At 73.1% G+C, this 21607-nt stretch carries 16 protein-coding genes; 13 read left to right on the top strand and 3 right to left on the bottom strand.

The window, feature by feature from the left end:
• Window positions 1–209 precede the first annotated feature (209 nt).
• Window positions 210–2012, top strand: a complete 1803-nt coding sequence (locus E4P39_RS05980; protein ID WP_167761642.1) for a SpoIIE family protein phosphatase — start codon at window positions 210–212, stop codon at window positions 2010–2012.
• Window positions 2013–2033: 21 nt separating this feature from the next.
• Here the strand turns inward: E4P39_RS05980 and E4P39_RS05975 are convergent, their stop codons facing one another.
• Complete coding sequence (locus E4P39_RS05975; RefSeq protein ID WP_209306373.1) at window positions 2034–3029, bottom strand: helix-turn-helix transcriptional regulator; 996 nt, start codon at window positions 3027–3029, stop codon at window positions 2034–2036.
• Between the two features lie 138 nt (window positions 3030–3167).
• On the opposite strand from E4P39_RS05975, the gene E4P39_RS05970 reads away from it, so the two are divergent.
• The 8 genes from E4P39_RS05970 to E4P39_RS05935 all read left to right on the top strand — a co-directional run bounded on the left by E4P39_RS05970 (window position 3168) and on the right by E4P39_RS05935 (window position 12965).
• On the top strand, window positions 3168–4598 hold the full coding sequence (locus E4P39_RS05970; protein ID WP_135135478.1) for an amidase family protein: 1431 nt from the start codon (window positions 3168–3170) through the stop codon (window positions 4596–4598).
• A 186-nt stretch (window positions 4599–4784) separates the two neighbouring features.
• Window positions 4785–6299: an NAD(P)/FAD-dependent oxidoreductase gene (locus E4P39_RS05965; RefSeq protein ID WP_135135477.1), complete on the top strand. Its 1515-nt coding sequence runs from the start codon at window positions 4785–4787 to the stop codon at window positions 6297–6299.
• Between the two features lie 46 nt (window positions 6300–6345).
• Window positions 6346–7161 carry an alpha/beta fold hydrolase gene (locus tag E4P39_RS05960; RefSeq protein ID WP_135135476.1) on the top strand — a complete coding sequence of 272 codons (816 nt, stop codon included), beginning with the start codon at window positions 6346–6348 and terminating at the stop codon, window positions 7159–7161.
• A gap of 78 nt (window positions 7162–7239) precedes the next feature.
• A complete protein-coding gene (locus E4P39_RS05955) occupies window positions 7240–7587 on the top strand; it encodes a hypothetical protein (RefSeq protein WP_135135475.1) in 348 nt (115 codons plus the stop codon).
• A 699-nt stretch (window positions 7588–8286) separates the two neighbouring features.
• Window positions 8287–8472 carry a hypothetical protein gene (locus tag E4P39_RS05950; protein WP_135135474.1) on the top strand — a complete coding sequence of 62 codons (186 nt, stop codon included), beginning with the start codon at window positions 8287–8289 and terminating at the stop codon, window positions 8470–8472.
• A 3-nt stretch (window positions 8473–8475) separates the two neighbouring features.
• Window positions 8476–8736 carry a hypothetical protein gene (locus tag E4P39_RS05945; RefSeq protein WP_135135473.1) on the top strand — a complete coding sequence of 87 codons (261 nt, stop codon included), beginning with the start codon at window positions 8476–8478 and terminating at the stop codon, window positions 8734–8736.
• A 291-nt stretch (window positions 8737–9027) separates the two neighbouring features.
• Entirely contained in the window at window positions 9028–12198 is a 3171-nt protein-coding gene (locus E4P39_RS05940) for a M14 family metallopeptidase (RefSeq protein WP_135135472.1), read from the top strand.
• A gap of 65 nt (window positions 12199–12263) precedes the next feature.
• Window positions 12264–12965: a monooxygenase gene (locus tag E4P39_RS05935; RefSeq protein WP_135135471.1), complete on the top strand. Its 702-nt coding sequence runs from the start codon at window positions 12264–12266 to the stop codon at window positions 12963–12965.
• Between the two features lie 46 nt (window positions 12966–13011).
• Here the strand turns inward: E4P39_RS05935 and E4P39_RS05930 are convergent, their stop codons facing one another.
• The gene (locus E4P39_RS05930) at window positions 13012–15924 is read right to left on the bottom strand and encodes a BTAD domain-containing putative transcriptional regulator (protein WP_167761640.1); all 2913 of its coding nucleotides are present in this window, start codon (window positions 15922–15924) and stop codon (window positions 13012–13014) included.
• A gap of 157 nt (window positions 15925–16081) precedes the next feature.
• Here E4P39_RS05930 and E4P39_RS05925 point away from each other — a divergent pair, with 157 nt between their 5' ends.
• From E4P39_RS05925 to E4P39_RS05910, 4 genes are all read left to right on the top strand, one after another.
• Window positions 16082–17278, top strand: coding sequence for an NAD(P)/FAD-dependent oxidoreductase (locus E4P39_RS05925; RefSeq protein ID WP_135135469.1), 1197 nt, complete (start codon window positions 16082–16084; stop codon window positions 17276–17278).
• 43 nt (window positions 17279–17321) lie between these two features.
• Entirely contained in the window at window positions 17322–18131 is an 810-nt protein-coding gene (locus E4P39_RS05920; RefSeq protein ID WP_135135468.1) for an alpha/beta fold hydrolase, read from the top strand.
• A gap of 139 nt (window positions 18132–18270) precedes the next feature.
• Entirely contained in the window at window positions 18271–19416 is a 1146-nt protein-coding gene (locus E4P39_RS05915; RefSeq protein ID WP_135135467.1) for a methyltransferase domain-containing protein, read from the top strand.
• A gap of 237 nt (window positions 19417–19653) precedes the next feature.
• On the top strand, window positions 19654–20172 hold the full coding sequence (locus E4P39_RS05910) for a DUF6653 family protein (RefSeq protein ID WP_135135466.1): 519 nt from the start codon (window positions 19654–19656) through the stop codon (window positions 20170–20172).
• 111 nt (window positions 20173–20283) lie between these two features.
• Here the strand turns inward: E4P39_RS05910 and E4P39_RS05905 are convergent, their stop codons facing one another.
• A complete protein-coding gene (locus tag E4P39_RS05905) occupies window positions 20284–21540 on the bottom strand; it encodes an aldose epimerase family protein (RefSeq protein ID WP_209306372.1) in 1257 nt (418 codons plus the stop codon).
• Window positions 21541–21607: the final 67 nt, after the last annotated feature.

The following is a 21607-nucleotide window of genomic DNA, read 5'->3' as shown; positions in this document are numbered from 1 at the left end:
GACGGGAGGGGCGGTTGTCGAACCGTGCGCACCCCTGTGATCGGTCGGGGCGATGACACGAGTGAGACGACAGGTCCCCCTGGGGCGCCGCCGCCTCGTACCGACCGCTGATGCCATGGACGGCAGGAACCGTCGCTCCCCCGCGGGGCGCTCGTGAGACGGAGACCCCTCCCGATGTCCCTCCACGTCTGCTCCGCACCCGATGCTGCATGAGTCCTGGCCGGTCGCCGGGAACGGACTACGCGCGGGTGTTCGACGTCGCCCCGACGCCCTTGCTCCTCGTGACGCCGGAGTTCACGGTCGTGCGGGCCAACCGGGCGATGATCGAGGCCACGGGGACCCTGCTCGTCGGCAGCACCGGCCAGCCGTTGTTCCACGTCCTCCGAGCCGAGCCCGGCACCGCTCGGGCAGAGTGCCTCCGCCGGCTGAGGGAGTCGCTCGAGCGCGCGGACGACACCCGCCGTCCCGACACCGTCCCGCTCCAGCGGTTCGTCGTCCCGACCCAGGACGGCGGCCAACGGGAGCGGTTCTGGAGCCACGGCACCGTGCCCGTGCTCGGAGACCGGGGTGAGGTCCTCCTGCTGCTCCACTGGGTCGAGGACGTCACCGACCACATCCACGTGCAGGACGACGCCCAGGTGAGCGCGGTCCGCGGACTGCCCCATGCCGACCGCATGGAACGGGCCGAGACCGATCTGGTCGCCCGTACCCGCGAACTGGAACAGGCCAACGCGGAGCTACGGGCCACGAGCGACCGCGAACGGCGCACGGCCCAGCAGCTCGCCGGCCTCGCCGCCACGGTCAGCGCGCTCTCCGTGGCCGAGAGCCGGTCCGAGCTGCTCCGCCAGATGTTCCGCCACGCTCGCCGGGCGCTGAATGCCGACGTCCTCGCCGTGGCCCTGCTGGAGCAGGGTGGGAGCCACCTGGCCGTCGTGGACTCCCGCGACGGGCCGGAGCACCCCGGGCTGCGGCTCCCCCTCCGGTCACCCGTGCCGATGGCTGCCGCCGCTGCGGGTCAACCGTTGTACCAGCGGGACGCGGGCGAGGACAGTTCCGCCGCGCCCCTCCCGGGTCTGCGAGCCTGGGCGGCCCTGCCGCTGCGCATCGGCCGACGCCCGCTCGGATCGCTCACGGTCGGCTGGGAGAAACCCCAGTCCCTCGACGACGACGACCTCCGTGTCCTCGAGGCCTTCGCCGCACAGTGCTCCCAGGCGGTCAACCGGGTCGCGCGCCGGGAGACGGAACGACGGCAGGCACGAGCCACGCGCAGCCTCGCGGAGAGCCTCCAGCGGTCCCTGCTGACCAATCCTCCGGATCTGGAGCATCTCGACATCGCCGTCCGCTACCGGCCCGCGGCCCAGGAGGTGCTGGTCGGCGGCGACTGGTACGACGCGTTCGTCTCCCCGGGGGGTGATACGACGCTCGTCGTCGGGGACGTCACCGGCCACGACTGGACCGCGGCTGCCGTTGCGGGACAGTTGCGGAACATGCTCCGCGGCATCGCCTCGGCGCTCGACCACCGCGATCCCGACCAGGTGCTCAGCGCGCTGGACCGCGCGTTGAGCGAGACCGGGATCGCAACCCTGGCCACCGCGGTCGTGGCCCGGGTGGAGGAGCCGCCGCACGGAATGCCGGGAGTCGCCCGCATCCTGCGCTGGTCCAACGCCGGCCACCCGCCCCCGCTCCTGCTCGGGCCCGACGGGACCGCGAGCCTGCTGGAGCGGCCGGCCAACGTGCTCCTCGGCGTGGAACCGGACACCCCGAGGCGCCACCACACCGTCGCCCTGAGCCCCGGCGCCACCGTCGTCCTCTACACCGACGGACTCGTCGAGCACCGCGACGCCACGCTCGACGACGGCCTCGCACGGCTGCTCACCATCGCGCCGGACCTGGCCGCCCGACCCGTCAGCGAACTCTGCGACGAGATCCTCGACCGCATGGCGCCGGACCTCACGGACGACATCGCGCTCCTCGCCCTCCGGGTCCATGACGTCGAGGCGCCCGACACGTGAGAAGTCGCGACGCCGCGCACCTCATCGTCGCGGGAGGCCCCGCACGTGCACGAGGCCGATCGTCACCGCGAACGCCACGGCCCCGGCCCGGTTGCCGACCCCGAGCTTGGCCAGCAGGTGCTCCACGTGCGTGGCCACCGTCCGCTCCCCCACCCCGAGCGACCGCGCCACCATCCGGTTGGTGGCGCCGGAGGCCAGCAGTGCCAGCACCTCCAGCTCGCGCAGCGACAGGCCGGCCGGCGCCACTGCCGGCCGGTGCTCCACGACGACCCACCGTCCGGACGGGCGGGCCTCGACGGCGAGGAGCTCCCCGCCCGCCACCACGAGCAGGTGTCGGCCCAGCCCGGACGGCCACGCCGACGGCGACAGCAGTTCGGCAAGTGGCGAGCCGGCGCCCACCAGCGACGGCCGGCCCGACCGCGACAGCGCCACTCGGCGCCCGTCCGACGGTGACCACGCGAACGCCCCCGCGTCGTCGGCAACCGGCACCGGCATGCCGTCGAGCGGGTCGACCAGCCGGGCCAGGTCCCCGCTCAACAGCCGCAGCAGCGCAACCGTCTCGTCGTCCACACCGCCGGCCGACGTCGACGCGTGCACCGACCCCACGTACCTCGGACCCGCCGACAGGCAGAGGCTCACCCCGTCGGTGAACCGCCCGGGCAGGATCGCCTGCTCGAACATCGGGCCGCTCCGCTCGGCGGGGTCGATGTCGCACACGCGCAGCGGCCGCCCCTCGAAGCGGACGACCGGGAACCGCGGGTCCTCGTGGAACAACGCTTCCACCGCGTCGAGTGCCTCGTCGCGGTACCCCGCACCGGCCAGGGTGTCGTGCCGGCCGCGCACCGGATCCCACCGCTCGACGGCGGCCGCGCACGGGGAGACGACGGAGAACAGCGCGGACAGGACGGCGTCCCCGCGGTCGGCCGGCCCCTCGCCACGGGCGACCGCGTCGGCGGCGTCGCGCACCGCGACCGCGGCCTGGAGCCTCGAGCGGGTCGTCGCCCGCGCAGACCCCATGGGCCACCCTGGCACGCCCCCGGCCCGCCGGGAAAGGCCGGACCGCTCCGTACTTCGACCGATGCGCGTCCCCGGGTCGGAGGCACAGACTCTCGGCAGCGCGGGCACCCGGTCCGTGTGGCGCAGGAGGGGACGGCCGTGAAGGTCACCGAGTACATCGAGCACGACGCCACCGGGCTGGCCGATCTCGTGCGGGCGGGCGAGGTCACCGCCGACGAGGTGCACGCCGCCGCCCGGACGGCCATCGAGTCCGTCAACGGCGAACTGAACGCGCTCGTCGGCGACCTCTTCGACGAGCCCCTCGCCGCCGGCGCCGACGGCCCCTTCGCCGGCGTCCCCTTCGCCATCAAGGACCTCGTCCTGCACGCCGAGGGCATCCCCCAGCGCGACGGCAGCCGGCTGCTCGGCCCCGGCTTCGCGTTCCCCTACGACACCGCGCTGATGACGCGGTTCCGCGCCGCCGGTCTCGCCGCCCTGGGCATCACCGCCACCCCCGAGTTCGGCTTCAACGCCGCCACCGAGCCGGTCGCCAACGGGGCCACCCGCAACCCCTGGGACACCTCCCGCTCCCCCGGCGGCTCCAGCGGCGGGTCGGCCGCCCTGGTCGCCGCCCGCGCGCTGCCGGTCGCCCACGCCAACGACGGCGGCGGCTCCATCCGCATCCCGGCCGCCGCCTCCGGGCTGGTGGGGCTCAAGCCCTCCCGCGGCCGGGTGTCCGTGGCCCCCGACTTCGCCGACCCGCTCATGGGCCTGGGCATCGAGTTCGCCGTCACCCGCACGGTGCGCGACGCGGCCGGCCTGCTCGACGCCGTCCACGGCTCCGAGCCGGGCGACAAGTACCTGCTCCCCGGCCCGGCGACCAGCTACCTCGACGCCGTTCGTCCGCCGGCCGGACCGCTCCGGATCGCCGTCACCACGACCGCACCCAACGGCGTCCCGGTCGACCCGGCGTGCGTCGCCGCCGTCCAGGCGACGGCGCGGGCCCTGGCGGACGCCGGCCACACCGTCGAGGAGGCCGCACCGCGCTACGACGTCGAAGCCTTCGACACCGCCAACCTCACAGCCTGGTGCAGCTTCCTCGCCGACGGCGCGTTCGGCGTGGCCGCCGCCCTCGGGGTGACGCTGAGCACCGACGTGCTCGAGCACACCACCTTCGCCTGCGCCGAGTACGGCCGATCCCTCAGTGCGCTCGACATGTACGCCGCGGAGCGGGTCTTCAACGCCACCACGCGCGCCGTCGGCGGGTTCTTCGGCGACTACGACGTGCTACTGACGCCGACCACCGCGAGCCCCAACACCGCCATCGGCCATCTGAACGCCGACGACCCCTCGCTGGACGCCCGCGGCTGGTACGACCGGATCTTCGCGTTCGCGCCGTTCACCGCGATGTCCAACATCACCGGCGCGCCGGCGATCAGCGTGCCCGGCACACCCTCCCCCGAGGGCTGGCCGGTCGGCGTCCAGATCGTCGGCCGCTACGCGGCGGAGGAGACGCTGCTCGGCGTCGCCGCCCTCCTCGAGGAGGCCACCCCGTGGGCCGACCGTCGGCCCGCCGTCCTCGCGCACTGACCGTCCGACGTGGTACTCGGCGGGCGTCCTCGGGTCCATCCCCCATGCCGCTCCGTGACCGGCCCGCCACTCAACCGCTACCGCCGGTCCGGCGGGACCACCGGAGCGCCTCCGAGCCGTCTCGCACCCCGCCGCCGACGGTAGCGTCTGTGACCTGAATCACGTGCACCAGGGGGAGCCAGCACCATGACGATGACCGAGCAGCGGACCGTCGCGGCGGCGCGCAACGACAAGTCCGACGTAGAGCACGTGGACGTGCTCATCGTCGGCGCAGGCGTTTCCGGGATCGGCGCCGCCCACCACCTGCAGGAACAGTTTCCCGACCGGTCCTTCGTCATCCTCGATGCACAGGACAACCGCGGAGGTACGTGGTGGACCCACCGGTACCCCGGCGTGCGCTCGGACAGCGACCTGTTCACGTACGGCTACCGGTTCAAGCCGTGGCGCGGGCCATCGATCGCTGCGGGAGAGGAGATCCTCAACTACCTCGACGAGGTCATCGACGAGGACGATCTCGGACGGCACATCCGCTACCACCAGCGGGTCACCGCGGCCAACTGGTCCACCGAGGACCGCCGGTGGACCGTGGAGGCCACTCGCGGCGACAACGGCGAGCAGGTGCGGTACACCACCAACTTCCTGTGGATGTGCCAGGGCTACTACAACCACGCCAAGCCGTACCAGCCCCGGTGGGAGGGCATGGACCGGTTCCACGGTCTGGTCGTGCATCCGCAGCAGTGGCCCGAGGACCTCGACCTCGCCGGCAAGCGCGTCGTCGTCATCGGCTCCGGTTCCACGGCCTCCACGCTGATCCCGGCGATCTCGAAAGAGGCGGCGCACGTGACGATGCTCCAGCGCTCCCCCTCCTACTTCCTCGCCCCTCCCCTGACTCACGAGCTGGCGGTGACGCTGCGCCAGCTGGACGTGCCCGAGGACTGGACGCACGAGATCCTCCGCCGTGCCTACACCGCCCAGTTCAATGAGCTGGCGCGGATGTCGCACGAGGCACCGGACCAGCTGCACGAATTCCTCATGGAGTCCATGAAGCCGCTGCTACCGGAGGGCTTCGACATCGAGCAGCACTTCACCCCTCGTTACCGTCCGTGGCAGCAGCGGATCGCGATCGTCCCCGAGGGTGACCTGTTCGCGGCGTTGCGCGAGGGAAAGGCCTCGATCGTCACCGACACGATCGAGACCTTCACCGAGAAGGGGATCCGGGTCAGCTCCGGTGAGGAGCTCGAGGCCGACGTCGTCGTCAGCGCCACGGGATTCAATCTGTCGGTCATGGGTGACGTTGCCTTCACCGTGGACGACGACCCCGTCGATTTCACCGAACGGGTCACCTGGCGCGGCGTCATGATCAGCGGTATCCCGAACATGGCCTACATCTTCGGTTACTTCCGGCACAGCTGGACGCTGCGCGTGGACCTGGTCAGCGACCTGGTCGGGCGCGTGTTCGAGCGCATGCAGGATCGGGGCGCCACCATGGTGGTGCCGACGCTGCGGGAGGAGGACGCGGGCATGCAGCTCCGCCCGTGGTCGGACCCGGAGAACTTCAACGCCGGCTACGTCCTCCGCTCCCAGCACATCCTGTTCAAGCAGGGCGATCGCGAGCCCTGGACGCACATGCTGGAACACGCCCAGGAGATGGAGATCCTGCCCAAGGCCGATCTCGAGGACGGCTCGCTCGTCTACACCTGATCCCGCCCTGCCGACACCCCCACCCCCGCTCGACGAGGAGCACGCAATGCCGCAGACGGCCTGCCGGACCGGAGTCACGCTCAACTACGAGATCAGCGGGGAGGGCGATCCCCTGGTGATGATCATGGGGACGTCGGGGTCGATGCTGCTCTGGGGCGAGATGGTCCCGAAGCTGGCCCAGGAGTACCGGGTGATCGCCTTCGACAACCGCGGGCTCGGCGGCAGCGAACGGGGCGAGGGTCAGATCACGGTTGCCGCCATGGCCGAGGACGTGTCCGCGCTGATGGAGGCTCTCGACATCCCGCAGGCGCACGTGATGGGCTGGTCCCTGGGGTCGGCCATCGTTCAGGAGCTCGCGCTCGCGCACCCGGAACAGGTGGCGTCCGCGATTCTGTACGCCACCTGGGGGCGCTGCGACGGTTTCCAGCGCTCCGTCCTCAGCGCCCTCCGGCTCCCCTACGCCGTCCGGGACATGGACGCGGCGCTGGCCAGCGCCGGCATCGCCTTCTCGCCACAGCTGCTCGACCACCCCGACTTCGCGCAGATGCTGGAGCCGATGCTCCCGGCGTTCCCGCAGAACGAGGAGCAGATGCAGGTCACGGTCGAGCAGTGGGACGCCGACCTGGCGCACGACACGCTCGACCGCCTCGGCGGCATCACCGCCCCGACCCTGGTGGTCGTCGGCGAGCAGGATCTGCTGACCCCGCACTGGCAGTCGAGAGCGGTCGCCGAGGCCATCCCCGGCGCCCGCTTCGAGTTCGTGACCGGGCCGGGCTCGAGCCACGGTCTGCACATCGAGCGCCCCGACGACCTGGTGCGGATCGTCACCGGATTCCTGAACGACAACAAGCTGCAGCGCTGACCCGCCCACCGCACCGGACGGCGTCCACGCTCCGCTGCGGCCGGCGACACGCTCGACGTGAGCTGAGAGGACGAACGGATGGCGGGCAACCGGCCTGACCCGGGCGAGTTCTTCGACCTGGCGCAACGGATGCTGCGCGAGTTGTTCGGCGATCCGAGGAACGATGACGAGCCCTGGGCGGAGGCGACGCGCCGTCCGAGTGAGCGTGCCGGCACCCCGCAGGGCAAGCGGGAGCTCAGCCCCGAGCGGCAGCGCGAGAACCTCACGTTCGCGCTCGCCACGCGCGCCGTCGAGGCGCTCGAGGATCTGGCGCTCAACGTCGCGGCGATCCGTCAGCGCCTCGAGCGCACGGACGCGCCGGCCCCGGGAGCGCGGCCCGAGAAGGAGGGACGGGGCCCGGACGGAGCCGACGCCGCCGGGCAGTGACCGCAGCCGCACTCCGCAGGCATTCCCACGAGCGATCCGGATGAGTCGGCAGCGCCGAGCGCTGCCGCCATCTCACGGGTGAAGGTCGCGCCGGCCTGAGCCTGCTGCCCATCGCATTCCGAGCCACCGAGACGCCCCGACCCCCCGTCGCTGTCCCCTGCCACCGGCGGTTCGCCCAACGCAGGTGTCAGCGATCGACGCCTAGGTGAGGTCGTCTGCCACCCAGGGTGGCTATGAGGGGTGCGGTCCAACCCCGAGGGTTCTGGCAGGCGAGCGACGGGTTCCGCGGATCCGCACCGCCTGACCGGATGTCCCTCGACGTCGAGGGCGGGCTTCTCCGCAGCATCGACGTCTCTCCTCAGGCTGCCGTCCCTCTGTCCCGGCGGGCAGTTCGGCGCAGCTCATGTTCCCCATCGATGAAGGAGAACGGCGATGACCGACATGTACAGGACCCCGATGACCCGGCCGGGACCGGTTGATGGCCGACCCGTTCCCCCACCGGCCGACAGGACGAGCGACACGGCGCAGTACCGGCCGCCTCCCGACCGCCCAGGGTTCCCGGCCTCCTACGCCCTGCCCCAGCCGTGGCCCGGCCCGTCCGCGACGGGTCCGGGGCTCCCGCCCGCTCCCCCCGCCGGCCCGCCGGCTCCGCCACCCCGACGCAGGCCTCGTCGTCTCCTGCTGTCGCTGCTGTCCGTGGTGGCGATCGGGATCGCCGGGTACGCCGTCAGCGGTGGCGGCGACGCGCCGACCCCGCCACGCGCGCCGGGAACCGAGGTCCCCGAGCCGACGGCGCTGTCGCCGCTCGACCTGCAGCCCGGCGACTGCTACAACGCAGCGCCACTTCCCGCCGACGGCTCCGACGCTCCGATCATCTCCGTCTAGGCGGTGCCGTGCACGGACCCGCACACCGCCCAGGTCGTCACGAAACTCGGGTACGCGGGCCAGGACTACACCGACGTCGTCGACACGAGAGCTCCCGAGGACTGCGCACGGGAGACCCAGGCGCTGCTCCGTCCGGAGGTGCTGGCGGACCCGGCCTACGCGTTCGGCCAGATCCACCCGACTCTCCCGTCCTGGCCGCGCAGCGCGACCGTCGCGTGCATCGTCGTCACCGGGACTCCCACGACCGGGTCGTCCCTGGTCTAGGCGCAGTCACCGGACAGCCGGCGATCCATGCGGGCGCGACGTGCCGCACCACGTGCCATCGCACGTGTTCGAACACCCGCTCACGCGGAGCCCCACGGTCACTGACCGTGGGGCTCCGTCGTCCAGCAAGCCCCCGTACGGGAGGGCGCGGCGCGGTCCCGGCCCGGTGTTCCCCGCGCATCGGCGCCGGCGGGATGGCGTCTGCCCACGGGGGGCGCGCAGCCAGGTTCCGCGGAGGGGGAACGGCGGGCACTCTGTCTCCACCTTCTCCCCGAGGCAGGGACGGTCGACATGGTGCGTGCAGCTGAGCGTTCTCCCGGCGGGCCTGCTCTCGCCGTCCTCACGGTCATGCTGCTGGTGCTCGGACTGCTGGTCGCGGGAGGGACGGCCGCGACCGCCGCGCCGTCGGACAGCGGGGGGCCGGTGTCCTACACGGCCGAGCTGACACCCGAGCAGCTGGCCCTGGTCATGGACAGCGGGATCGACCGCCGCGACGTCCTGACGACGCCCGGCGGCGCACCCGGTTCGGTGCGGGTGGAGGTCGTGCTCGGCGAGCGGGCGGCGAACGCTCTCGTCGCGCAGGGCGTGCCGCTGGAGGCCCGGTCGACCGCTGCGCGGTCGACGGCGGCGGCGACCGGCGTCTTCCGTCCCTGGAGCGGGCCGGGCGGCCTGCGCGAGGAGTTCGTCGGGCTTGCTCGTGCCCACCCCGACCTGGTCGAGCAGCAGGTGATCGGCCGGTCCGTGATGGGGCAGGAGATCCTCGCGTTCAGGGTGACGAAGGACGCCGGCGGGGTGGCCGACGGCGACCGCCCCGCGGTCCTCTACACCTCCGCCCAGCACGCGCGGGAGTGGATCACCCCCGAGATGACCCGGCGGCTGCTGCGCCACGTGCTCGACGGCTACGGCACGGACCTCCGGATCAGGGAATTGCTGGACAGCACCGAGCTGTGGTTCGTGCCGGTCGCCAACCCGGACGGCTACGACCACACGTTCAGCACCGAGCGGCTGTGGCGGAAGAACCTGCGCGACAACGACGGTGACGGCGTGATCACCGGTGTCGACGGCGTCGACCCGAACCGGAACTTCCCGACCCGGTGGGGCTACGACATCGAGGGCTCGTCGCCGTTCCCGGACAGCGAGACCTACCGGGGTCCGGCGCCCGCATCCGAGCCGGAGACGCAGGCCCTCGACGGGCTCCTGTCCCGCATGGACTTCGAGTTCCTCATCAACTACCACTCCGCGGCCGAGCTCCTCCTCTACGGCACGGGCTGGCAGGTCGCCACCCCGACGCCGGACGACGTCATCTACGAGACGCTGGCCGGCGACGACGCGACCCCCGCGGTCCCCGGCTACGACCCGGACATCGCGGCCGAGCTGTACACCACCAACGGCGAGACGACCGAGCACGCCCAGCAGGCCTACGGCACGCTGGCGTTCACGCCGGAGATGTCCACCTGCCAGACCGCCAGCGCGGTCGATCCCGCCGACGCCTTCCTCCCCGAGGACTGCGAGAGCGTGTTCCACTTCCCCGACTCCGAGCCGCTGGTCCAGGCGGAGTTCGAGAAGAACGTCCCGTTCGCGCTCGCGGTGGCCGAATCGACGCACGACCCGTCGAACCCTGTGTCGGTCGTCGGCCGCACGGTGCCGGACTTCGTGCTCGACCCCTTCACCGTCTCCTACGGCAGCCCGCAGACGGTCGCCGTCACGGCGCGGCGCGACCTGACCGAGCTCGAGCTGCGCTTCCGGATCAACGGCGGCGGCGAGCAGAGCGCGGCCGTCGAGGAGTGGGCCGGCGGCGAGCGCTACGGCGACGAGGGCGACGTCTACTACGCCGAGTTCCGTGGCGAGGTCACCGGCGCGAACCTCGGTGACCAGGTCGAGGTGTGGTTCACCGGCCGGCGGTCCGGTCCTGGCGGCGACCAGACCGCCGGTGGTCAGGTGACCAGCGAGCGGTTCACCTACACCGTCGCCGACGAGGGCGGCACGGTCCTCGTGCTGGCGAACGAGGACTACGAGGGCTTCAACCCCGGCGCGCCCGATCCCGCCGTTCCCGCGCCCAGGTACGCGCAGCTGTACGTCGACGCGCTGACCGCGGCCGGCCTGAGCTCGGCGGTCTGGGACGTGTCGGCACGAGGGGTGCCGCACGACCTCGGGGTGCTCAGCCACTTCGACAGCGTCGTCTGGTACCTCGGGGACAACCGGCTGACCCAGGACGAGGAGGACGTCGTCACCGACACCTTCGACGAGCAGCTGGAGGACGCGGCCGTCGCCGAGCGCCAGCAGTTCCTGACCATGTCGGTGCGCGACTACCTCAACGGCGGCGGAACGCTGGCGCACACCGGTGAGACGACGGCGTACTACGGCCAGCTGGGGACGTCCGTCGGCGGCATCTGGTACGGCCTGGACGGCGCGCCGGACCAGGACTGCGTGGTGACGGCCGACCTCTTCAGCGACTGCCTGCTGCTCGCCGACGACTTCACGCAGTACTACCTGGGCGCCTTCGCCCGGTCGTCACGCGAGGCACCGGAGTCCCTGGTGGGAACCGGCGAGCCCCTCGCCGGTGCGGAGACGCCGCTCTCGGGCACGGCGAGCAACCCGATCGACGAGGCGGGGACGTTCCTGCCGACGAGCGCCGTCCTGCCGCCCGAGGAGTTCCCGCAGTTCGCGAGCTCCGTGTCGGGCGAGTACCAGGGTGGTCCGCCCGGCGGCCTGGAGACCTTCGAGGGCGAGTGGTTCGCCGCGGCCGCGCACACGGACAGCACCTACGCACGACTCGCCCGGACCGTCGACCTCACCGGGGTCGCCGCTGCGGAGGCACCGACCCTGGGGTTCGCGCTGTCCTACGACGTCGAGGAGGGCTACGACAACGTTCTCGTCGAGGCCCACCCGGTGGGCACTGACGAGTGGACGACGCTGCCGGAGGCCGGCGGGCTCAGCGACACGACTCCCCCGGCGGAGTGCGAGGCCGGATTCCTTCTCGAGCTGCACCCGTTCCTCGGGCACTACCTGACCGGCGGCGAGACCTGCGCGCCGACCGGGACCACGGGCACGTGGAACCGCATCACCGGCACGTCCGACGGCTGGGAGCAGGTCGCGTTCGACCTCTCCGCCTACGCCGGCGGACAGGTCGAGGTGGCGATCACCTACGTCAGCGACCCCGCCAGCGGCGGCGCCGGCGTGTTCGTCGACCAGGCAGGGCTGACGATCGACGGCACGGCGGCCGAGACCGAGGGCTTCGAGACCGACCTCGGGCCGTGGACGGTGCCCGGTGCTCCCGAGGGCAGCCCGGGGAACGCCGGGGACTTCGAGCGGGCGCAGTCCCGGGTCGGGGCGGCGATCACCTCCGACGGCGCCGTGCTGCTCGGGTTCGGCCTCGAGCAGGTGACCGACCCGGCGGAGCGGGCGGAGCTCCTCGGCGCGATCCTGAGTGGCCTCGCCGACTCGGCACCGACGGGAGGCTGAGACGCCCCGTCCAGGGGCGCACGGAGCGTCTTCCCCGCCGTCGGGTGCTGAGGGATTCTCGGCTCGTGTCCGAGCCCGCCCTGGTGACGCTGCACCTGTGGGGTGTGCCGGGCCGCGCCGTTCCACGGGCCCTCTTCCATGTGGCGGCCGACCGCGTCCCGTTGCGCCGCACGCCCGGACTGCGCTTCGCCAAGCTGCTGGGCACCGGGAGCGGGAGGACGTTCACCCCGCGGGACGCCGACCCCTGCCGTTGGGGAGTCCTCGCCGTCTGGGACGACGCATCGGCGGCCACGGCGTTCGAGGAGGGCCGCGTCGTCGGGAACTGGCGGCGGTTCGCCGACGAGGAGTGGTCCACCCGGCTGCGCCCGCTCTCCTCCCGGGGCCGCTGGTCGCGGCAGGAGCCGTTCGGCAACCCGCCGCCACGTCCATGGGCCGGGCCGGTCGCAGCCGTCACGCGCGCCAGGCTGGTCCTCCGCCGCGCGGCGCAGTTCTGGCGGGCGGTGCCGCCCGTCTCGGCCGACCTCCACCAGGCGGAGGGTCTGCGCCTCGCGCTGGGCATCGGCGAGGCACCACTCGGGCTCCAGGGAACGTTCAGTGTCTGGAGCACCTCCTCGGCATTGAACGCGTTCGCCTACGAGAGGGCCCCGCACGCGGCGGTCATCCAGCGAACGCATCGGGAACGCTGGTACGCCGAGGAACTGTTCGCCCGCTTCGCGGTGCTCTCGACGAACGGCTGCCTCGACGGCACCGACCCCCTGCGTCGCTGAGTCCCTCGCCGCTCGCGGGACACCTCGGAAAGGTCGTGCTCGACCGTCAGGACATCTGGTGCCGTCCCCCGAGAGCCGCCCTGGCCATCGCCACCGCCGACGCGAAGGGAAGTGTGGCGCCCTCGTCGATCGCGGCCTCGGTGACGGCGTTCCCGAGGCGCCCCCGCAGCGTGGTGATGGCCTCGTCGAGCCGGTCGTTCCGGACGAGTGCGGGGTACCGGTGGCGGTTGGCGAGCAGCGCCCCGGCGAGCAGGGCCGCCTCCCGGCCCCACTCGAACCGCGCCAGGAGGACGACCAGGTTCTCCAGGACCCACCACTGGGAGAGCTCGTTCCCGAGGTCCTCCCACTGGTCGAGAACCTTCCCGAACTCGTCGAGCGCGGTCACGTCCGACACTCCACGGGCCAGCAGCGTGAGCGAGGAGCTGCGCGCCAGCATGACGAACAGCCGGTTGTCCACGTCCGTGCCGTGCTCGAGCACGGCGGTGTACGCCGCGAGGGCACGCTCCGGGTCGGATTCGGCGGTGGCCTCGCCCAGCACGTAATGAGCCCAGGCCAGCCCGCTCGGGTTGCCGAGCCTCCGGAGCGGCCCCAGCAGCTCGGCCACGCGGGCGGCCGCCCAGCCGGCTTCTCCGCCGTACGTCGCGGCCTGGCAGACCGACACCTCGGCCATCAGGCCGTTGAGCCGATCGCCGGCCGCCTCGTGCAGGGCAGCGGTGCGGCGGTACCGCTCGACAGCGTCCGCCGTGGCACTCAGGAACATGGCGTGGCAGGCGTACTGGCTCATCGCCCGCGCGGCGGACGGCGCCTCCGGTCCGCCCGCCGCCGCCACACCCCGGGCCGCCAGCTCGGCGGCCCTCGGCAGGTCGCCACGGGCCCAGGACGCCGCGGCGGCGCACGCCAGGGCGTCGGGCAGGTGGGGCGAGTCGACATCCCACGCGGCCACGGTCTGGCCCCAGTCGAGCAGGTCGAGCCGCTGCCGCTGGTAGGCGAAGTCATGGACGTCCCCGGCCAGCCGGACCGCCAGAGGCCGGTCGTGCTCCGCGGCGTAGGACCAGGCGGCGTGCAGGTCCGCGCCCAGGGCCGCGATCGCGGTCACGGCGGCCGCCTCGTGCGCGGTGCGGATCTGGCCGGAGAGCTCGGTGAGCCGCTCCGCGACGTCCGCCGCGTGCCGTGAGCGGAGCGGAAGCACCTCGGCCGGCCCGAGGCGCTCCCCCGCATAGACCCGCAGGGTCTCGAGCAGCCAGAACCGACCGCGACCGGACTGGACGAGCGACTGATCGGCCAACCGCGCCAGCAGCGGCGCCACCGCCGAGGGCGACAGCGGCGCCTCGGCGCACACGGCCTCCACCCGGTCGAGGGCGAAGGAGCTCGGGAAGACGGCGAGCCGCGCGAACAGCCGCGCCTCCTCCTCGGTGAGGAGTCCGTAGGACCAGTCCACCACCGCTCGGACGGATCGGTGCCGGACCGCCGCCGTGCGCCGTCCCCCGGTGAGCAGGTCGAGCCCCCTGCCGAGCCGATCCGCGAACTCCCCGAGACCGAACATGGGCGCCCGGGCGGCGCCGATCTCGATCGCCAGCGGCAGACCGTCGAGTCGACGGCAGATCGCCGCGATGACCTCGACGTCGTCGTCGGACAGCGCAGCCGCCTCGAGGCCCGGCGCACGCTCGACGAACAGCCGGACCGCGGGGTTGTCCCGGTCCGCGCCGGAGGGCAGCGGCAGCGGGGCCAGGACGTGGACGTGCTCCGGCGCGACGCCGAGCCGCTCCCTGCTGGTGGCCAGCAGACGAAGGTCGGGTGCTGCCTCCATCAGCCGCTCCACCAGCGGCGCGAGCTCGGCCAGCACCGTCTCCGCGTTGTCCAGGCAGAGCACGCCCTCGTGACCGCACAGAGCGCCGGCGAGCAGGTCGGCGGGGTCGGGACCACGCGGGCTCTCCGTCCCGGTCGCCTCGGCCAGCGCGTCGACCAGGCGCTCGGGAGTCGCCGTGGAGAGGTCGGCCCACCACACCCGCGTACCGGCTGCCGCCAGGTCGTGGGCGGCCTCGAGGGCGAGCCGGGTCTTGCCGACTCCCCCGGGTCCGACCAGGGTCACCAGCCGCCGGCTGCCGAGACACTCGCGCAGGAGCACCCCGTCGGCCTCGCGCCCGACCAGGCCACCGGGGCGCCACGGCAGCCGGGCCGCCGACGCCGGCGGGACCGGCGCGGGCGGCGGACGCCTGGCCGGAGGCGCGACCGGGTCGCCGCGCAGGATCCGGGCCTCGAGCTCCGCGAGTACTGCCGCCGGGTCCAGACCGAGCTCGTCGGCCAGCCCGGCCCGGTGGCGGCGGTAGGCCTCGAGCGCCTCGGCCGGGCGCCGGTCGGCGTCCAGGGCGCGCATGAGCACGTCCACCGGCCGGGTCCGCAGGGGCTGCGTCGCCACGAGTTCCAGCGCCGCGACGACGGCCTCGGGAACCGCGCCGCACTCGAGGAGCAGCGCGGACCGGTCCTCGAGCGCGGCGATCCGCAGCTCCTCCAGGCGCGTCGCCGGAGCGCGCGCGAACCCTTCCGAGAACTCCCCGTACGCCGGTCCGCGCCAGAGTGCGAGTGCCTCGTCCAGCAGCGCGATCGCCCGGTGCGGATCGTCCGGCGCGAGGCGGCGCGCCTCCCGTGCCCCTCGTTCGAAGCACTCGGCGTCGATCGCCGCCACGTCGGCGGCCAGCAGGTAGCCGGGCGCACGGGTACGCACGGTGTCGCTCAGCGGGCCCAGCCGCGACCGGAGCCTGCGGACCACCTGGTGCAGCGCGTTGTCGGGGTCGTCGGGAGGCTCCTCCCCCCACATCGCGTCGACCAGGCGGGTGGTGGGAACGGCGGTGTTCGGCTGGAGGAGGAGCGCCACCAGGAGCGCGCGGGAGCGCTCCCCCGGGATCGTGATCCGCTCGGTTCCGTCCTCGACCTCGAGCGGACCGAGGACACGAAAGAACATCGCCGGCCACCTCGACGGTTGACCGGCGAAGTCTGTCACGGCCCCGCTGCGCCGACGAGCCCTCACGGCACCGGAACGACAGCCGGACGACAGGCCCGCCCCCGACTCTCGACGACAGCGGCCGCGAGGAGCGGTCACCGTCGAGAAGGGCTTCCCCATGTATGACGCCATCGTCGTCGGCGCCCGGTGCGCCGGTGCCGCCACCGCCATGCTGCTCGCCCGGAAGGGCCACCGGGTGCTGCTGGTCGACCGGGGCCAGTTCCCGAGCGACATGCGGCTGTCCACCCACCTGGTCTGGCAGCCCGGCGTGGCGCGGCTCGCGAAGTGGGGGCTGCGCGACGAGGTCGCCGCCTCCGGCTGCCCGGCCATCACCGGCGGCGCCATCGACTTCGGGCCGGTCACCCTCACCGGCCGGATCCCACCCGCCGGCGACGTCCGCGAGGCCTACGGCCCGCGACGGTTCGTCCTGGACACCATCCTGGTCGAGGCCGCGACCCGGGCCGGCGTGGAACTCCAGGAGGGCTGCACGGTCGAGGGGCTGATCACCGGGGACCCGGTCGACGGCGCCGGGCCACGCGTGCACGGCATCCGGGGCCGGATCGGCGGCCGGCGGTTCACCGCCACCGCGCCGGTCGTGATCGGCGCGGACGGGATGCGCTCGGCGGTGGCCCGGATGACGCAGGCGCCGTCCTACCTGGACCGGCCGGCGCTGTCAGGCACCTACTTCAGCTACTGGAGCGGACTGTCGCTGGACGAGTCGTCGCTGTTCGTCCGGCCGTACCGGGTCGTGTCCGCCAATCCGACGAACGACGGCCTCGCCGTCGTCGCCGTCAGCTGGCCGCTCGAGGAGTACCGGCGTGCGCGCACCGACATCGCCGGCAGCTTCCTCCGCACCGTCGAGGAGGTGTCCCCCCAGCTGGCCGACCGGCTCCGCACCGGCCGCCGCGAGGAACGCTGGTCCGGCGCCGCGGTCCCCGCCTTCTTCCGCCGCCCGTACGGCCCGGGCTGGGCGCTGGTCGGGGACGCCGGCTACGTCAAGGACCCCTGCACCGCTCAGGGCATCACCGACGCCTTCGCCTCCGCCGAGCTCGTCGCCGACGCCGTGGACGACGCGCTCTGCGGGCGGCGCCCCTGGGACGAGGCGCTGGCCGACTACGAGCGGCAGCGCAACGAGGCCGCCATGCCGATGTACGAGTTCACCTACGCCCAGGCCTCGCTCGAGCCCCCTCCCCCGCCGCTGCAGGACCTGCTGGCCGCCCTGCAGGACGACCCCGCGGGCACCGATCGCTTCTTCGGGGTCTTCGCCGGCACCGTGCCGGTCGCCGACTTCTTCGGCGCGCCCGCATTCACCTGACGCACCACCCCACCGCACGTTCCGAGATCGAGAGGAATCCACCATGTCCACCTTCATCGGGTCCCAGGGCCGCATCCACCACGACGTGTGGCTGCCGGACGGCGACGTCCGCGGGGTCGTCGTCCTGCTGCACGGGTACGGCGAGCACCTCGGCCTCTACGACGCGCTCGGCCGCCGGCTGGCGCGGAACGGCCTCGCCGTTCACGCCATGGACGCCGTGGGCCACGGCCGCAGCGACGGCGAACGGGCGCTCATCGCGTCCTGGGACCACTACGTCGACGACGCCCGGCAGCTGGTCAACCTGGCGACCGACCGCCATCCGGACCGGCCGGTCGTGATCGTCGGCCACTCCGGTGGTGGTGCCGCGGCGTTCCTCCTGGCCCTGCGCTCGCCCGGGATCGCGCAGGCGCTCGTGATCTCCGGCGCCCCCCTCCGTCCCGTGCCCTGGGCCGACGAGCTCGGCGAGGACGACGACGAGGTCGACGTCGACCCCAGCGAGATGTTCAGCACCCACCCCGAGTACGTGCACGCCCTGCTGCACGACCCGCTCACCTGGCACGGCGGCTTCCGGCCGGAGACGGTGCGCGCACTCGCGACGACCTGGCCGGAGATCGCGGCCGGGCTGGCCGAGGGCCGGCCGGACGTGCCCGTGCTCTTCGTGCACGGCGAGGAGGACCCCGTCGTCCCGGTCGCCGATGCCATGGCGAACGCCGCGGCGTTGCCCCGGGCGCGGCTGCTCACGTTCCCCGGCGACCTGCACGACGTCCTGAACGAGCACGACCGCGACGTCGTCCACGAGAGCGTCGCGGAGTTCGTCACCGCGTCGATGGATCTGGCGGCCGCCCGCGTCTAGGACTGCACTGCCCTGGGCGAGGCACCCGTGCCGCGCTCGTGCCGGAACCCCGGCACGAGCGCGGCGCACCCCCACACCCAGCACCCGACACCCAGCACCCGACACCCAGCAACGGCCCAACCCCTGCACGGAGGACACCATGAGCACCACCCTCGACGGGCAGCAGACCGTCGCCACCGCGCCGACCGCCGAGGAGTTCGCGCAGCGGCTCCTCGACGCGATCCTCGGCGCGCAGTTCGTCCAGGCCGCCTACCTCGGCGATCGTCTTGGCTACTACCGCGCTCTCGCGGAGAGCGGAGCGCTCACCTCCTCGGACCTGGCGGCACGCACCGGAACGGCCGAGCGGTACGCCCGGGAATGGCTCGAGCACCAGGCCGTCGCCGGCGTCCTCACCGTCGACGACCAGACCGCGGCACCGAGCGACCGACGGTTCCACCTGCCCGCCGGGCCGGCCGAGGCACTGACCGACCCGACGAGCCCCGCCCACGTGCTGCCCATGGCACGGATGGTGGGCGGACTCGGGAAGCGCCTCGACGCCCTCGTCGAGGCGTACCGGAGCGGAGGCGGAGTGAGCTGGGCCGAGTTCGGCGAGGACGCCCGCGAGGGGCAGGGCGGAGCCAACCGGCCGCTCTTCCTCGGCGCGCTGCCCCGCCAGTACCTGCCCTCGATCCCCGAGGTCGCGGCGGTGCTGGACGGCGGCCGGATCGCCGACGTCGGCTGCGGGGTCGGCTGGTCCTCGATCGGGATCGCGCTGGCTCACCCCTCCGTCTCGGTGGACGGCTACGACGTCGACGCCCCGTCCATCGAGGCGGCGCGGGCCAACGCCGCAGCGGCCGGCGTGGCCGACCGGGTGCGGTTCTCCACCGACGACGTCGCCACCGTGCCCGACCGCTACGACCTCGTCGCCGCCTTCGAGTGCGTCCACGACATGCCCGACCCCGTGTCGGTCCTGGCCGCGATGCGCCGCCTCGCCGAACCGGACGGCGTCGTGCTCGTGATGGACGAGAACGTCGCGGAGACGTTCACCGCACCCGGGGACGACGTCGAGCGGCTCATGTACGGCTGGAGCATCACCTGCTGCCTGCCCGACGGACTCTCCACTCCGGGCTCGGTCGGCACCGGGACCGTGATGAGGCCCGACACCCTGCGCCGGTATGCCGTCCATGCCGGGTTCGCGACGGTGGACGTCCTGCCGGTGCAGGACGACTTCTTCCGCTTCTACCGCCTCCGTGCACCGTCGGGCACGGCCGGCGATCCGGACGACGTCAGCCGTGGGCGGAGGTAGCCAGTCCCCCGTCGGACTCGTTCGCCGATGTCCCGGGACACCGGTTCCCAGGTGTCCCGGGACATCCCGCATCGCGCCGTCCGCGACACCCGGGGACCCGAGCGGTGCACATGCGCGGGCGTCGACGTGCCGCTGTCCCCACCCTCCCGGACCGGACAACGGGGTGTTGTGCGGCCACTCCGGTGTCGGAACCCTGGTGGCCACCACGGCACCGCCGGCAGGCAAGGAGGCATCGACATGGCAGTGGAAGCCAGGATGGCCAAGGCGTTCGGGCTGGAGGGGGACGCCTGGCAGCGGCACGCCAACCCGTGGAGCGTCTACACGCGGATCCCGATCCCGCCACTCCTGGTCGCCGCGATCTGGTCCCGGGAGTGGATCGGCCGGCGGGCACTCGTCCCGGTGGGCCTGGTGTGCGCATGGGCCGCGATCAACCCCAGGGCGTTCCCGCCCCCGCGCTCGCTGGACCACTGGGCGTCCAGGGGCGTCCTGGGTGAGACCTACTGGGCGAAGCGGAAAGAGGTCCCCGTTCCTCCCCGGCACCGGGTCGCGCCGAACGTGCTCGGCGCCGTCAGTGCCCTCGGCGTTCCGTTCATCGCACGCGGGCTCGTCGTGCGGGACGGGTGGATGGTCCTGTTCGGACTGGCGGTCCAGATGGCGGGCAAGATCTGGTTCATCGACCGGATGGCCATCCTCTACGACGACGTCGCCCCTGCCGAGGCCGCGAACCTCACCCCGTCGGGCACGCCGCAGGAGTAGCCGTCTCGACGCCACCGGCTTCTGCGCGACGGCGCTCCGTCCGGCGCCCCCCGGGCGTCGCGGGGTCCAGGGTGAGCCGGGACCGGCTCACCCTGGACCTCCGCCGCGCCGTCAGTGCGACAGCTCGAACACCGTGGTGCTGTCGTACACCTCGTCCGGACGCAGCACCGTCGAGGGGAAGTCGGGCTGGTTCGGGGAGTCGGGGAAGTGCTGGGTCTCCAGCGCGAGGCCGTCACCCTGGCGGTAGATCCGGTCGCCGGTGCCGACCAGAGTGCCGTCGAGGAAGTTGCCGGAGTAGAACTGCAGGCCGGGCTCGGTGGTCGTGATCGTCAGGGTCCGGCCGCTCTCCGGGTCGTGCAGCACGGCCGCTTCCTCGAGCGGGTCCTCGCTGTCCGAGCCCTCGCGCGCGCCGTCGTCGGAGCGGTCCAGCACCCAGTTGTGGTCGTAGCCCTGCCCGTACAGCAGCTGCTGGTCGTCGTCCCGGATCCGCTCGCCGATCGCGGTCGGCTCGCGGAAGTCGAACGGGGTGCCCTCCACCGGCTCGATCTCGCCGGTCGGGATGAGCGTCTCGTCCACGGGGGTGTACCCGTCGGCGTGGATCTGCAGCTCGTGGTCGTAGATCGTCCCCGATCCCTCGCCCGCCAGGTTCCAGTAGGTGTGCTGGGTGAGATTGACGACCGTCGGCGCGTCGGTCGTCGCCTCGTAGTGGACCTCCAGCCGGGAGTCGGCGTCGAGGGTGTAGGTGACGGTCGTGGTGAGCGTGCCGGGGAAGCCCTGGTCGCCGTCGGCGCTGACCAGCTCCAGCTCCAGGCCGGCGACGTCGTCGTCCCCGATCGACGTGGCCGTCCAGACCAGGTCGTCGAACCCGTCGGGCCCGCCGTGCAGGGTGTTCGGGCCGTTGTTGAGCGGCAACTCGTGCGTCTCGCCGTCCAACTCGAAGGTGCCGCCGGCGATGCGGTTGCCGTAGCGGCCGATGAGCGAGCCGAAGTAGGGGTCGTCGTCCGAGACGTAGCCGGCCAGGTCCTCGAAGCCGAGGACGACGTTGTCGACGTCTCCGTCCTGGTCGGGGACCTCGAGCGTCTGGATGACCCCGCCGTACGTCAGGACGCGAACGGTCATCTCGCCGTTGGTCAGGGTCCAGCGCTCCACGTCGGTGCCGTCGGGCGTGGTGCCGAAGGGCTCGACGGTGGTGCTCGCCTCACCGGGGTCCTGGTGTGCGCCGGCGGGATAGGCGGCGCCGCCGGCGAGCAGGCCGGTGCTGACGGCGGCGACGAGGGTCCAGCGACGCCGTCGCCTCCACGGCGCCGTCCCGGGACTCGGGAAGGCCGTCGACGGGAGAGATCGTGGGAATGCCGGGCGTCCAAGCATGGGGACTCCGATGTCCGTGGATGTCCACCGGCGTCATCGCGCGGTGGCAGGGACACAGCGAAACCGG

It is taken from the genome of Blastococcus sp. CT_GayMR19, from assembly GCF_004570385.1.
Lineage (GTDB): Bacteria > Actinomycetota > Actinomycetes > Mycobacteriales > Geodermatophilaceae > Blastococcus_B.
The sequence above is the reverse complement of the archived record's forward strand: the minus strand, read 5'-3'. Positions and strand labels throughout refer to the sequence as shown.

Coding starts and splice junctions, on each gene's coding strand:
- E4P39_RS05980 (WP_167761642.1), top strand. CDS start 210: ATGAGTCCTGGCCGGTCGCCGGGAACGGACTACGCGCGGGTGTTCGAC.
- E4P39_RS05955 (WP_135135475.1), top strand. CDS start 7,240: ATGGCGGGCAACCGGCCTGACCCGGGCGAGTTCTTCGACCTGGCGCAA.
- E4P39_RS05915 (WP_135135467.1), top strand. CDS start 18,271: ATGAGCACCACCCTCGACGGGCAGCAGACCGTCGCCACCGCGCCGACC.
- E4P39_RS05925 (WP_135135469.1), top strand. CDS start 16,082: ATGTATGACGCCATCGTCGTCGGCGCCCGGTGCGCCGGTGCCGCCACC.
- E4P39_RS05965 (WP_135135477.1), top strand. CDS start 4,785: ATGACGATGACCGAGCAGCGGACCGTCGCGGCGGCGCGCAACGACAAG.
- E4P39_RS05960 (WP_135135476.1), top strand. CDS start 6,346: ATGCCGCAGACGGCCTGCCGGACCGGAGTCACGCTCAACTACGAGATC.
- E4P39_RS05930 (WP_167761640.1), bottom strand. CDS start 15,924: ATGTTCTTTCGTGTCCTCGGTCCGCTCGAGGTCGAGGACGGAACCGAG.
- E4P39_RS05910 (WP_135135466.1), top strand. CDS start 19,654: ATGGCAGTGGAAGCCAGGATGGCCAAGGCGTTCGGGCTGGAGGGGGAC.
- E4P39_RS05905 (WP_209306372.1), bottom strand. CDS start 21,540: ATGCTTGGACGCCCGGCATTCCCACGATCTCTCCCGTCGACGGCCTTC.
- E4P39_RS05920 (WP_135135468.1), top strand. CDS start 17,322: ATGTCCACCTTCATCGGGTCCCAGGGCCGCATCCACCACGACGTGTGG.
- E4P39_RS05975 (WP_209306373.1), bottom strand. CDS start 3,029: ATGGGGTCTGCGCGGGCGACGACCCGCTCGAGGCTCCAGGCCGCGGTC.
- E4P39_RS05940 (WP_135135472.1), top strand. CDS start 9,028: ATGGTGCGTGCAGCTGAGCGTTCTCCCGGCGGGCCTGCTCTCGCCGTC.